We start from the raw sequence: 13,366 nt of genomic DNA, 5'->3' as shown, positions 1-13,366 counted from the left end.
CGACTCCGTTGGCTATGCCAACTACGCAAAAATTTCCAGGCGCTCCAATTTCGTCGGCCACCTACTCGGCAGCTCTGGAATAAAAAAATCGCCACCCAGATGTGTAATCTGTGTGGCTGCTCGCGATTATCCGCCTTGGTTCACGCAACACAAATTACCATTACTTCGTAAAAAAGTAATAGTAACCAAAATTAAATGCGTTGCTACGCTCCATAACGATGCCCTCTCTACTTTTGAGATTGTTTGTAGTATAACACACTCAAGTCATGCCTGTCAAGCCCCTGCTGCGCTCGCAAGCGAAATTTTTTGCAGACTTTGGTATTTAAGTAATGCGCTTTTTATTATATCGTATCGTATGGGGGGGTTGACAGTATCAAGTCCTCGTGCTATACTATCAAGCAACTAAATAATTCTGCACTGTGACGGGAATAAGCGAACCGTTGCGCCATGACGAAGACATTTCGTTTCAGAGAGCGGTCGGTTGCTGCAAGACCGTATGGCGTGGTTACGTATCTCACCCCTGAGTGCAAACATTTTGAGTGGGCGTTGCAATAGCGTGTTTTACACGTTGTTTAGACGTCAACAAGAGTGGTACCGCGGAGCTTTTATGTCTTCGTCTCTTGAGCATAGAGGCGAGGACTTTTTTTGTGCCCCCACGCACCAAATCCCACAACCAGGAGGATACCCACATGAAATACAAGCCGCAATACCACTTGCCGCCCGGCGAATATCTCGACTGGACAAAACAAGACCGACTTAATGCCGCGCCCATTTGGTGCAGCGTCGACCTGCGCGACGGCAACCAGTCGCTGATTACGCCCATGAGTTTGGACGAAAAGATTGAATACTACAAATTCCTGCTCGGTGTCGGATTCAAGCAAATTGAGGTCGGATTCCCCGCCGCATCGGAGACCGAATACGCCTTTCTGCGTACGCTGATTGACCAAGATTTAATCCCCGACGATGTGACAATCCAAGTCCTTACGCAGTCACGGCAGCATATCATCGAAAAAACCTTTGAGGCAATTCGCGGCGTTAAGCGCGTGATTGTACATCTGTATAATTCAACGTCAATTGCGCAACGCGAGCAGGTTTTTAAGAAAAGCAAGGACGAAATTGTGCAAATCGCCGTTGACGGCGCGAAATTGTTTAACGAATACGCGGCAAAAATGCCCGAAACACAATTTAGCTTTGAGTATTCGCCGGAAAGCTTTACCGGCACTGAGCCGCAGTTTGCGCTGGATATTTGCAACGCCGTGATTGACGTTTGGTTGCCAAGCAAGCAACGCCCTGTGATTATTAACTTACCTGCAACTGTTGAAAACGCCATGCCGCACGTTTACGCACGGCAGATTGCGTACATGAGCCAAAACCTGCGTTATCGCGAAAATGTAATCGTGTCGCTCCATCCGCACAACGACCGCGGCACAGCTGTTGCCGCCGCCGAAATGGGCGTGTTGGCGGGCGCAGACCGCGTTGAGGGCACGTTGTTTGGCAACGGTGAGCGCACGGGCAATGTTGACATCATTACCATGGCGCTGAATCTCTACACCCACGGCGTTGACCCGCAACTTGACCTAAGCGATATGCCGAATATTGTGCGCAAATACGAGCAAGCCACCAATTTAATCGTCAACGACCGTCACCCGTATGCCGGCAAATTGGTTTTCGCGGCGTTTTCGGGTTCGCATCAGGACGCGATTGCCAAGGGTATGCAGTTCCGCCAAGACGACAACGCCGAATGGAATGTGCCGTACCTGCCGCTAGATCCGCGCGACGTTAGCCGCGAGTACGAAAGCGATGTAATCCGCATCAACAGCCAATCGGGCAAAGGCGGCATTGCATATGTGCTGGGGCATTATTACGGTTACCAGATTCCGGCGGAGTTGCGTGCCGAGGTGGGATATTTTATTAAAAATATTTCCGATAAAGCGCACAAAGAGTTGTCGCCCGCCGAGATTCACGAAGCATTTTTGCGTGAGTATGTGAATGTGAACAGTCCCGTGCGTGTGACCAAAGACGAGTGGCGCAAAGACGACGCAGGGCAAACGATTGCCGAGATTACCGCCGAGATTCACGGCGCGACTTGCCAAGCCGTCGGCAACGGCAACGGGCAGATTGACGCGCTGACTCATGCGCTGCTTAACGCACTGCCGCACCGCACGTTTAGTTTTAAGGATTACAGCCAGCACGCACTGGGCAGCGGCTCGGACGCGCAAGCGGTGTCTTACGTCAAACTTTGCGACTGCAAAGGCCGCGACGTTTGGGGCGTAGGTGCAGACAGCGACGTGACCGAAGCGACATTGCGCGCGTTGCTGTCAGCGGTGAATCGGTTGGAGTTGGGGAATAGTTGAAATCAGCCCATTGACAATCGCCCATACATAAAATTTCTTACTTTTTATTTTGCAGCTGAAAGGAGCGACCACCATGCCAATGACTATGACACAAAAAATTCTCGCCGCTCACGCCGGACTTGATGAAGTACACGGCGGGCAACTCATCAACGCCAAACTCGATTTGGTGCTGGGCAACGACATCACCGCACCCGTTGCTATCCGCGAATTCAAAGCCGCCGGCTTTACCGAGGTCTTTGACCCAACCAAAGTCGCGCTGGTAATGGACCACTTTACGCCCAACAAGGACATTAAGTCTGCCGAAAATTGCAAAACTTGCCGCGAATTTGCCGGCGCACACAATGTTGAGCACTTCTACGACGTAGGCGCAATGGGTATCGAACATTGCCTGCTGCCCGAACAAGGCATTGTTGCGGCCGGCGAATGTATCATCGGGGCCGACTCACACACCTGTACATACGGCGCGTTGGGTGCCTTTTCCACCGGTGTCGGCTCGACCGACTTAGCCGCCGGTATGGCGACAGGCGAAGCATGGTTCAAAGTACCCGACGGTATTCAAGTGCGCTTAACGGGCAAATTGCGCCCGCATGTTAGCGGCAAGGACGTTATTTTGCACTTGATTGGCTTAATCGGCGTTGACGGCGCGCTGTACCAAAGTTTGGAATACACAGGCGACGGTGTGGCGAGTTTGACCATGGACGACCGTTTGTGCATTGCCAATATGGCAATCGAGGCCGGCGCAAAGAACGGCATTTTCCCTGTTGATGACGTAGCAGTTGCGTACATGAACGGGCGCGTTAAGCGCGATTACACCATTTACACGCCCGACCCCGATGCGCCGTACGTGCGCACGATTGATATTGATTTGTCAACGCTTGAACCCACGGTTGCGTTCCCGCATTTGCCTGAAAACACGCGCGCGATCGTCGACGTCGGCGATGTGGCGATTGATCAAGTGGTGATTGGTTCTTGCACAAACGGCTGGTTGTCAGATATGCGAATCGCCGCCGAAATTATGGCGGGCAAGCAAGTGGCAAAAGGTGTGCGCTGCATTGTTATCCCCGGTACGCAGCAAATTTACCTTGACGCGATGGAAAAAGGCTACATCCGCACTTTTATCGAGGCGGGTTGCGTGGTGTCGACACCGACATGCGGGCCGTGTTTGGGCGGTCACATGGGTGTCATGGCGGCGGGTGAACGCTGCGTGGCAACAACAAATCGAAACTTTGTCGGGCGCATGGGGCACGTAGAGAGTGAAGTGTATCTGGCGAGTGCGAGCGTTGCGGCCGCAAGCGCCCTAACAGGCAAAATCAGCGACCCGCGGGGGGTGTAGAAGTTTATATTTTGTGCAGGAGGAGCAATATGAGCAAAGGGAAAATCATTATTCTAAATGGAGTGTCAAGCGCAGGGAAAACATCCTTGTCGAAGACCTTGCAGGAGAAATTGAATAAACCATATTACTGGTTCTCGGAAGATATTTTTAGGGAAATGACTCCTGCAAAATATATGTTTGACGAAGATGAGTATGAGTGGGCGTGGATTGATTCAATCTATGCGATGTATCACTCTGCAATAATGTATTCCAATTTAGGGATGGGCGTGATTATAGACACAGTAATGGATGATGACATTTGGCTGGATAAAATGATTGCGTTGTTTCATGACGCTCCCGCGCTTTTTGTTCATGTAACTTGTCCTTCAGAAGAGCTTGCAAGAAGGGAAAAAGAGCGTGGCGACAGAGAACTTGGTCTTGCAATAAGCCAACTGTCAGAGCTGCATCCTTTATGCAATACTTATGATATTAAAGTTGACACCCACGCAAGCACTACGGATGAATGTGCAGACAAGATTATCGCATTGTTAGGTAGCTCCGATAATTTTCAAGCTTTTAAGACACTTTGGGTGAAACGTACCAAATAAGCATTATCAACAAAAACTTAACAAAGGAGCACCCACATGACAGTCAAAGGAACAACCCATAAATACGGCGACAATGTCGATACCGACGTGATTATCCCCGCGCGATATTTGCAAATTTCCGATATGAAAGAGCTGGCGAAATACGCTATGGAAGACATTGACGCGAGTTTTGCGTCCAAGGTCAAGCAAGGCGATATTATGGTCGGCGGGCAAAATTTTGGTTGCGGTTCGTCACGCGAACACGCGCCGATTGTGCTGAAAGAAAGCGGATTGTCGTGCATTATCGCCGCAAGCTATGCGCGTATTTTTTACCGCAACGCCATCAATATCGGGCTGCCGATTCTCGAATGCCCGGCGGCAAGCGTCGGCATTGATGCCGGCAACGAAGTTGAAGTTGATTTCGATACCGGCGTGATTACCAATGTTACCAAAGGCGAAACGTATCAATCTGTACCGTTTCCGCCGTTTATTCAAGAGATTATTAAAGCCGGCGGACTGCTTGCGGCGATTAAGGCGAAGATGTAAGGGGCCAACGGGGAAAATCACCCGCCTCTGCGGAGTTGCTACGCAAGCGGCATACCTTGCCCTCTTTGTTAAAGAGGGTGTCCCGCAGGACGGGTGATTTTCCCGTGCCCGTGGCACGATATTTGCAGGAGGAACCCACCATGAACATCAATCTAGCTATCATCCCCGGTGACGGCATTGGTCCCGAAATCACAACGCAGGCTCTGCGCGTGCTTGACGCAGTCGGCAAAAAGTTTGACCACACGTTTACATACACCCACGCGCTTGCAGGCGGGTGCGCGATTGACGCGCACGGCACGGCGTTGCCCGACGCAACGCTGGAAACTTGCTGTAACGCCGACGCTGTACTACTCGGCGCCATCGGCGGCTGGAAGTGGGACACATTGCCCGGCGACCAACGCCCCGAACGCGCATTGCTTGGCTTGCGCAAAGAACTTGGGCTGTTTGCTAACATCCGCCCCGCGATACTGTTTGACGAACTCGCAGACGCTTGTCCGCTTAAGCCCGAAATTGTGCGCGGCGGCTTGGACATCGTTATTGTACGCGAACTGACGGGCGGCATTTATTTCGGCGAACGCGGCTACAAAGAAACACCGTTGGGGCAAGCGGCGTATGACGTGGAGCAATATGCCGTCGGCGAGGTTGAGCGCATTGCACGCGTGGCGTTTGATATGGCGATGAAACGCGGCAAAAAACTTACCAGCGTAGACAAGGCCAACGTGCTTGAAAGCTCACGGCTGTGGCGCAAAGTCGTTGAACAGGTCGCGCAAGAGTATCCCGAAGTTGAGCTCAGCCACTTGTACATCGACAATGCCGCCATGCAAATGGTGGTTGCCCCGCAGCAGTTTGACGTAATTGTAACCAGCAATATCTTCGGCGATATTTTGTCCGACGAGGCGAGCATGATTACCGGCTCGATTGGTATGCTGCCGTCGGCGAGTTTGCGCGGCGATAATTTTGGTATGTACGAGCCGGTACACGGCTCTGCGCCCGACATTGCGGGACAGGACAAAGCCAACCCCATGGCAACGATATTATCCGTAGCTATGATGCTGCGTTATACGTTTGACTTGCAAGACGAAGCCAATGTCATCGAACGCGCGGTGCAGTCTGTATTGCAGGCAGGCTATCGCACCGGGGATTTGCGGCCGACGGCCACGCAGACGCTGGTGGGCACGGAGGAAGTTGGGCGGTTGGTTGCGGATGCGGTGTAGGAGGCTGCTATGAATTTCGACCTTTTTGACGCTTTTGATATGCTTGGTTACGGATTTTTAGTGTTCGTTTTGACGGCGGCAATTATCGGCGCGGTCGTGCTGATTGCTTGGATGATCGGACGAAAAAAGGCACCCAGCTTGCGCCGCAAAGTGATTGCAATGTGCGTGGCGGTTGTGTTGCTTGTTACGGCACTCGGCATTCATCACACGGTGTGGGTGAGTGAATTATCACGGCGGCCCTATATGTGGGATGATATGCAAAATTACAGAGAAACGCATTATTTTTGGAGACAATTCCACCCGTTCGGGCATAATACACGCACAATCACCGCCGACTTTGAGCCTGACATGGTCATCACGGAAGACTGGCCGCGCCTCGACGGCTCAACAGCACTTCTGCCCGTTTATTCAGCGATTGCTGAAACGATTTATCTTTTTTATAGTTTAGACGATATACCAGTCCGAGGCGGCGATTATATCCAAATGTCTACCACACGCGGCGCATTTGAAAATTTAACGCATGGGCACACTGACATCATCTTTACTCTTCAACCATCACAAGAACAAGTTGAATTTGCGCGCAGGCACGGCGTAGAGTTTATCAAAACGCCGATTGCGCGAGAAGCCTTTGTGTTCTTCGTCCATGAAAATAATCTCGTTGAATGCCTGACAATTGAACAAATCCGGCAGATTTATAGTGGTGATATTACCAACTGGCGCGACGTCGGCGGGCATAATCGACAAATTGCCGCTTACCAGCGTGAGTCAAACTCGGGCAGCCAAACAGCTATGGAAGAAGTCGTGATGGCGGGCTTGACGATGATTGAGCCGGAAAGCCATTTAAGAGCGATGGGCATGGGTATGATGTTGCGTAGTGTGGCAGAATACACCAACCACGAGCGTGCATTGGGCTATTCCTTCCGCTTCTACGCCACGGTCATGAACCCGCAAGAGGGCCTGCGGCTGCTTGCCATCGACGGCATTGAACCCACGCCCGAAAACATCGCCGACAGCAGCTATCCGCTCACCGGTAACGTTTACGCCATCACAACAACGCGCGGGCTGGAGAATCCAAACACGCAGAAAGTGCTTGACTGGCTTGTGTCGCCGCAAGGGCAGCGATTGATTGAACTGGCGGGATATGTGGGGTTAGGGTAACATGAGTGCACACCATACTGCTGCTTTCTCAGACTTCACGCCAACGTCTATGCCCTTCGCGCCGCGTTGGAAAATGACGCGGCGGCACAAGGCGTGTTTCTGCAAGGACAATGAAGATAAGTAGATTTTAACCTGCCTAGATACGCGGTTCGGTATTTTAGAGTAATGTTCCTTGATAGGGATAATAAAAATTCGGAGTATCAAACATCATACGTGACGATATTCCGATGATCAATGCAACGTGTGAATTGCAAAAACAAGGTTGCGAAGCTAATATATCAACCTGTACCAAACTCAAAAAGAACTACGCAGATGTCCCAAGACTATACTTACGATCCAAATTTACGTTGGTAATGTTAGAAAAAAAGAGCGCGGTAATCGTTAATAATAAGCGATTACCGCGTTTTACACCACGCTGTTTTGGGCAGAAGAAGGCGCACAATGGTTGACAGCAAACTAGCCCTTAAAATGCTTTTCCACTTCCCCCAACATCTTCGGAATATCAATCCCTTGCGGACATTCAGCATTGCACTTACCACAATAAATGCATGGTTTACTTTTCTTCACGCTTTCCAAGTAAGCATTCTTGTGCCACTTAACGTCAAACAGTGCATGTTCATTATACCTAAGCAAATACGTTGGGATGTCGATACCCTGCGGACATACAGGCGTGCAATAACCACAATTGGTGCACGGCGCACGCAGTAATTGGTGAAACATTTGGCCAGCTTTATGCAGCGTCGCACGCTCACTGTCTGACAAACAGCCAATGGCCGATACATCCGCCAATGCCAAATTTTCTTCTAAATGCGCCATGCAGTTCATGCCGCTGATGGCAATGTTGACTTCCTCACGATCATATAAGAAACGAAATGCCCACGCCGCAGGCGACAGCACGGGGTTGGCCTCTTTGAGCAACGCCATCATCGCGGGCGGCAATTTATCGGTCAACGTCCCGCCGCGCATAGGTTCCATGATTGCTGTGCCGCACCCCTTGGCGTGCGAGGCCAGCAATCCCGCTTCGCCGGCTTGAAACTTGACATCAACATAGTTGTACTGAATCATGGTAAAATCCCAGTCAAAATCGTTCAAAATCGCGGAAAAATAACTCTCTGCGCCATGAAAGCTATATCCTAAAAATCGAATCTTACCCTCACGCTGCTTTCGTTGCAACCAACTGCAGACGTCTAACTTTTGAAACTTTGGCCAATGGTTATCATTCAGCGTGTGCAACAAATAGCAATCAATGTAATCGGTTTGCAAATCTCTAAGCTGTCCTTCAAGGTGCTTGTCAAGGTCGGCCAGTCCGCCGCCTTGGTCATGCCATGAGCCGACCTTTGTAGCAATATACACCTTGTCACGCAAGCCTTTTAAGGCGCTTCCCAGCACCGGCTCGGACTGCCCGTTGAGATAATTTTGCGATGTATCGAAATAATTGACCCCGCGCTCAACGGCCGTGCCGACCAGTTGATCAACCAGTTTTTGGTCAACCTTTCCGTCAAGCCCATCAGTAAACCGCATTGCGCCAAAGCCGAGTGCCGAAACCTGCAATCCTGTCTTGCCGAATGTACGATATTGCATGAAAATACCTCCCGCGTTTTAGGGCGCAGCGACTTCGACGCGCCATTTTCTATTATTTTTATTATACCACGCAAAAAAACGCTTGACAACCAAAAATTTCTGTGATATATTCATGATATCAAAACAATATCAAGGAGGAGTTCACATGACAAATCATAACATCCATCAAGAGGAAATTGTCCTTACCCCCAAGAGCGGCATGGCGGTCCTGCTGCTCAACACACTGGCTATGCTGGTGATGGGCGCCATAATCGGCGTATGCGCCGTATTGCTGTACAACGGTAACATGCCTGTCTGGCTGGCTGTCACGGCATTTGTTGTCGCCGGGTTGTACCTTCTTCTCATCGGCCCCACACTCTATGCCGGCCTCAAAGTCTTGAAGCCCAACGAGGCGCTCGTGCTCGTACTGTTCGGCAAATACATCGGCTCAATTAAGTCTGGCGGCTTCTTCTTTGTCAATCCCTTTGTCACCACCATCAACCCCGCGCGCGGCACAAATATCCAAACATTGGAGCAAACGCCCGTTGATACCGTACAAAAAAGCATCAACAGCTTGCAGTCGCTTATGCCCAACAACAAAATCTCACTCAAAGTGCTGACTTTTTCCAATGACACGCAAAAAATCAATGACGCGCTTGGCACGCCTGTTACTATCGGCATTGTGCTGAACTGGCGCGTTATCAACACTGCTAAGGCTGTTTTCAACGTCGATAACTATAAAGAATATTTGGCCGTACAATGCAATTCAGCATTGCGCGACATCACGCAACGCTATCCTTATGACGCGCAGGGCAACGAAAGCGAGCAATCTCTGCGCGGTTCGTGCCAAGAAATTGCGCAAAAGTTACAAGCTGAAATCCAAGAAAAAGTTGGGCTAGCCGGCCTCGAAATCATCGAAGCGCGCATCACGCATCTGTCTTATGCGCCTGAAATCGCGCCTGTTATGTTGCAGCGGCAACAGGCAACCGCCGTCATTGACGCCAAACAAATGATTGTCGATGCGTCGGTCAGCATCGTCGAAATGGCCTTGAAAAAGTTGTCAGAGACCGAGCTGGTGCATCTGGATGAGGAGCGTAAGGCGGCTATGGTCAGCAATCTACTGGTTGTGCTGTGCGGCACAAAAGAGGCACAGCCCATCGTCAACAGCGGCTCAATATACTAAACATGGCGGACCAAAACGCTAAAAAACAAATCCCTTTGCGCCTGTCTGCCACGCTGTGGAAAGAACTTGTCGCGTGGGCGGAAGACGATTTCCGCTCACTCAACGGGCAAATTGAATATTTGCTGCATGAAGCGGTCCAAAAGAGAAAAGGCTCGCATAACGCCGAGTCATAGCGCGCGTGAATAAGAAAAGCACCCACGGTAAAAAAACGGTGAGTGCTTTTCTCATTTTGACAAGCACAAGGCAATCTGATATATTGTAGTGACGATACTCTATCATCCACAGGCACCTTGCCATCTCACCCCTCGAAAACCATCAGGAGGATACCCCATGACCAACCATCTCGATGCCTTTGAACGCGCCGTCACGTCTAATCCGCAGGACTGCATTCGCGGTTACACGTTGCTGCAACACGGCAAAATCTTGCGTTCTACAGCCTGGCAGCCATACCAAGCTGATGACAAGGTATATGTCTACTCTATCACCAAGTCATTCACGGCAACAGCTATCGGTATTTGTGTTGATGACGGTTTACTTTCGGTTGATGACGTCGTTGTTGATTACTTTCCGCAATCAAGGATTCTTGCAGGCGACGGGCGCCCCGATTGTCCCTACGTCAAACAGCTCACCATTCACCACTTGCTAACGATGAACACAGGACATCACATTGAGCCGGAGTGGCCGCGCCATAACGGCACAAGTGACGACTGGGCCCAGGCCTTCTTTGACGCGCCATTGCAATCACAGCCCGGCACGCACTTTGTGTATAACTCAACGGCAAGCCATATGTTGTCACTCATTTTACAGAAAGTGACAGGACGTACATTAGAAAACTTCTTGCAAGAGAAGCTCTTTGCGCCGCTCGAATTTTCCGACATCACGTGGCAAACCGACGCCTCGGGCGCAAGTTTAGGCGGCTGGGGTTTGATGCTACGGTTGGAAGACCTGTCAAAGCTCGGTTTACTCTACCTCAATGCCGGCGTATATAACGGCAAACGCCTTGTGTCAGAAGACTGGATAAAACAAGCAACCACCGCCCATTCGGACAGCGGCATCTTCGATCCACGCCCCGACTGGTCTCAAGGCTACGGCTATCAGTTTTGGCGCGGACAGCACGGCACATTTCGCGGTGACGGCGCATTAGGGCAATACTGCATTGTCTTCCCCGAACATGACGCCGTATTGGCGCTGTCGGGTTTCGTTGTTGATATGCAAGCCACACTCGAACACGTCTACACACACATCTTACCTGCGTTGGCAGCACCCGATATTGAGACAAACATTAACAACAAAGTATTCTCAGGCGAAGACGGGCAAATCCGTTTACAGTTCACCAATGGCACTTGCATATTGACCATGCAAATGAATGACAGCGCATATACGATAACCTCCGGCCGCGAACACTGGCTAACAACGCCACACAAACCACTGCCGTTCGGCACAGTGTACTGGACATCGGGTAGCGACGTAGCCTCCGGCGGCAATGTCTCAGCGTGCTTCCATTGGGATGGTGACATGCTGACGATTGAATGGCAACATCGCAACTTCCCGCATTTTGATAGGCTGGTTTTGCGCTTTGACGGCAACAATCTTTACCTCACCTGCCCCGCTAACGGCATGTTTGGCTCAACTACCCTATCAATGTCTTTCCGTTTGTCGTAAGCTCTACTAAGCGCGCCACTTCGGCTTGCAACACCGCCCTGCCCGATGGCTGAATGGCATATACTTTCCGTCGCTCGGTCTCTTCGCACACAACAATCAATCCGTCACGTTCTAAACGCGACAAGCTGTTGTAGATTGTGCCTGCAGCAAGCGACAGGCGCCCGCCGGTCAAAGCTTTGACGTCAAGAAATATGCCGTAACCATGGCGCGGCTCATGCAGTGACAGCAGGATATAATACATCGTCTCTGTCATGGGCAAGTATTCTCGAATGGCATTTTCGTTTGTCATGACGGCATCTCCTCTGTGTCATATTTTCGACAGTATAGCATATATAACGCAAAAATGCAACATCAGAAAGGATATTTTAATATGCATTTCAAAGTCATCCTCTGGGATATGGACGGCGTGCTTATCGACAGTGAGCCGTTGTATAACGACGCCGATGCCGCGCTTTTCGCCGACCTCGGGCTACCATTTGGGCAAAAGGAAATTGCAGCGCTCACCGGCGTATCCTACCACATTTTCGGTCGACTCATGCGCGAGTGGTACCCACACTTGCCGCATACGCAGGATGAACTGTCATCCATCTACGTCAAATCGTTAATGGATGCCTTACGCCATGGCGATGTACAGCTCCAACCCGGCGTCAAAGCATGGATGCAACGCGCCCAAACACAAGGCATCAAGATGGCCATCGCTTCATCCTCGACCCGTGAGATGGTCAACTTTGTCATTGAACGGCTCGGGCTGGCGCCATATCTGTCAGCCGTCGTCACCGGTGACGACGTAACCCAAGGCAAGCCATTCCCTGATATTTTTCTTAAAGCCGCTGAGCAATTGGATGCTGTCCCGTCCGAGTGTCTGGTCATCGAGGACTCCACCAACGGCATCAAAGCAGCATTGTCGGCCGGCATGACCTGTGTTGCCTACACAGCCACCAACCGGCACAGGCTCGATCAGTCACAGGCGCATGGATCGCTCGCGGCATTTGATGACATTGCATGGGCGCATGTGACAACGTTATGCCGCTACTCGCCTTGACAATCCGCCAACAGTGATGTATACTATTTTTTCTGCGGCTGATAAAGGGCCGCCAATCTAGGAGGAAAAATTCAATGAAGAAAATCTTAATTCCCGCAATCCTGTGCGCGTTGTTCGTTCTGCTGTTGACAGCTTGCGACAATAACGGCACGACAACCGAACCAAATGGCGAAACAACAGCACCCACCGAGACCATAATATCTGCCGAGCCTAATGGCGAAACAACAGAACCAACTATAACTGAGCCAATCGATGAAGAGGGTTTGCTGACAGGCGAACGTTTTACAATGGAAATCGCCGATGGTTGGGAAATTTCAGATTTGCTGCCCGGAATCGCGGCGCTTGCAGCACCCCACAGCGCGTCTAACATCAACGTCATTCCCGAAAACTCGCAGGGCTTCGATCTTGATGATATGCTTGACGCTACAATCCCCATGCTCGAAAACCTTTTCAGCGGCTTTGAACTGATGGAGCGCGAAGACGACTTGGAAATCAACGGCAAAGAAGCCGCCTTTATTATGTACCAATCTGATTTTCCAGGCGTAGAGATGACCTATCAATTTTTTATTCTTGCCAACGACATGATTTTCACCGTCACCTACACACGCATGGACGACACCGACTTTATGGACGACGTTGTCACCATGCTGGAAACCTTCACAGTACGCTAACTCATCTTGTCACAACTTGTCGTATAACAACATAACATGGAATCGGAGAGGCAGCCGATTCCGCCCAAACAGCCGCT

Annotated in this window: 13 protein-coding genes; 11 read left to right on the top strand and 2 right to left on the bottom strand. The window is 50.7% G+C overall.

Going from position 1 to position 13,366, the window contains the following annotated elements; all coding sequences use genetic code 11:
* Positions 1 to 689 precede the first annotated feature (689 nt).
* From FWE06_00280 to FWE06_00255, 6 genes are all read left to right on the top strand, one after another.
* Complete coding sequence (locus FWE06_00280) at positions 690 to 2,354, top strand: 2-isopropylmalate synthase (protein ID MCL2545616.1); 1,665 nt, start codon at positions 690 to 692, stop codon at positions 2,352 to 2,354.
* A gap of 73 nt (positions 2,355 to 2,427) precedes the next feature.
* The gene (gene leuC / locus FWE06_00275) at positions 2,428 to 3,687 is read left to right on the top strand and encodes a 3-isopropylmalate dehydratase large subunit (GenBank protein ID MCL2545615.1); all 1,260 of its coding nucleotides are present in this window, start codon (positions 2,428 to 2,430) and stop codon (positions 3,685 to 3,687) included.
* A gap of 29 nt (positions 3,688 to 3,716) precedes the next feature.
* Positions 3,717 to 4,274, top strand: coding sequence for a chloramphenicol phosphotransferase CPT family protein (locus FWE06_00270; GenBank protein ID MCL2545614.1), 558 nt, complete (start codon positions 3,717 to 3,719; stop codon positions 4,272 to 4,274).
* Between the two features lie 36 nt (positions 4,275 to 4,310).
* A complete protein-coding gene (gene leuD, locus FWE06_00265) occupies positions 4,311 to 4,799 on the top strand; it encodes a 3-isopropylmalate dehydratase small subunit (GenBank protein ID MCL2545613.1) in 489 nt (162 codons plus the stop codon).
* Between the two features lie 140 nt (positions 4,800 to 4,939).
* Complete coding sequence (leuB, locus tag FWE06_00260; protein MCL2545612.1) at positions 4,940 to 6,013, top strand: 3-isopropylmalate dehydrogenase; 1,074 nt, start codon at positions 4,940 to 4,942, stop codon at positions 6,011 to 6,013.
* Positions 6,014 to 6,022: 9 nt separating this feature from the next.
* Complete coding sequence (locus tag FWE06_00255) at positions 6,023 to 7,171, top strand: substrate-binding domain-containing protein (GenBank protein MCL2545611.1); 1,149 nt, start codon at positions 6,023 to 6,025, stop codon at positions 7,169 to 7,171.
* A 456-nt stretch (positions 7,172 to 7,627) separates the two neighbouring features.
* Here FWE06_00255 and FWE06_00250 read toward each other — a convergent pair whose 3' ends face one another.
* Entirely contained in the window at positions 7,628 to 8,752 is a 1,125-nt protein-coding gene (locus tag FWE06_00250) for an aldo/keto reductase (protein MCL2545610.1), read from the bottom strand.
* Between the two features lie 145 nt (positions 8,753 to 8,897).
* Between FWE06_00250 and FWE06_00245 the strand changes: the two genes are divergently transcribed.
* The 3 genes from FWE06_00245 (at position 8,898) to FWE06_00235 (ending at position 11,576) form a co-directional block, all read left to right on the top strand.
* The gene (locus FWE06_00245) at positions 8,898 to 9,914 is read left to right on the top strand and encodes an SPFH domain-containing protein (GenBank protein ID MCL2545609.1); all 1,017 of its coding nucleotides are present in this window, start codon (positions 8,898 to 8,900) and stop codon (positions 9,912 to 9,914) included.
* 2 nt (positions 9,915 to 9,916) lie between these two features.
* Positions 9,917 to 10,087, top strand: a complete 171-nt coding sequence (locus FWE06_00240) for an Arc family DNA-binding protein (GenBank protein MCL2545608.1) — start codon at positions 9,917 to 9,919, stop codon at positions 10,085 to 10,087.
* Between the two features lie 157 nt (positions 10,088 to 10,244).
* Positions 10,245 to 11,576: a beta-lactamase family protein gene (locus FWE06_00235; protein MCL2545607.1), complete on the top strand. Its 1,332-nt coding sequence runs from the start codon at positions 10,245 to 10,247 to the stop codon at positions 11,574 to 11,576.
* Here FWE06_00235 and FWE06_00230 read toward each other — a convergent pair.
* Positions 11,545 to 11,865, bottom strand: a complete 321-nt coding sequence (locus FWE06_00230) for a PadR family transcriptional regulator (protein MCL2545606.1) — start codon at positions 11,863 to 11,865, stop codon at positions 11,545 to 11,547. The genes FWE06_00235 and FWE06_00230 overlap by 32 nt on opposite strands.
* Positions 11,866 to 11,946: 81 nt before the next feature.
* Between FWE06_00230 and FWE06_00225 the strand changes: the two genes are divergently transcribed.
* Both FWE06_00225 and FWE06_00220 read left to right on the top strand, forming a co-directional pair.
* Positions 11,947 to 12,618: an HAD family phosphatase gene (locus FWE06_00225; GenBank protein ID MCL2545605.1), complete on the top strand. Its 672-nt coding sequence runs from the start codon at positions 11,947 to 11,949 to the stop codon at positions 12,616 to 12,618.
* Positions 12,619 to 12,692: 74 nt separating this feature from the next.
* Entirely contained in the window at positions 12,693 to 13,289 is a 597-nt protein-coding gene (locus FWE06_00220; protein MCL2545604.1) for a hypothetical protein, read from the top strand.
* The last annotated feature ends 77 nt before the right edge of the window (positions 13,290 to 13,366 follow it).

The organism is Oscillospiraceae bacterium, from assembly GCA_009780275.1.
GTDB lineage: Bacteria > Bacillota > Clostridia > Oscillospirales > UBA929 > WRAI01.
This window is presented reverse-complemented; position numbering and strand designations above follow the sequence as displayed.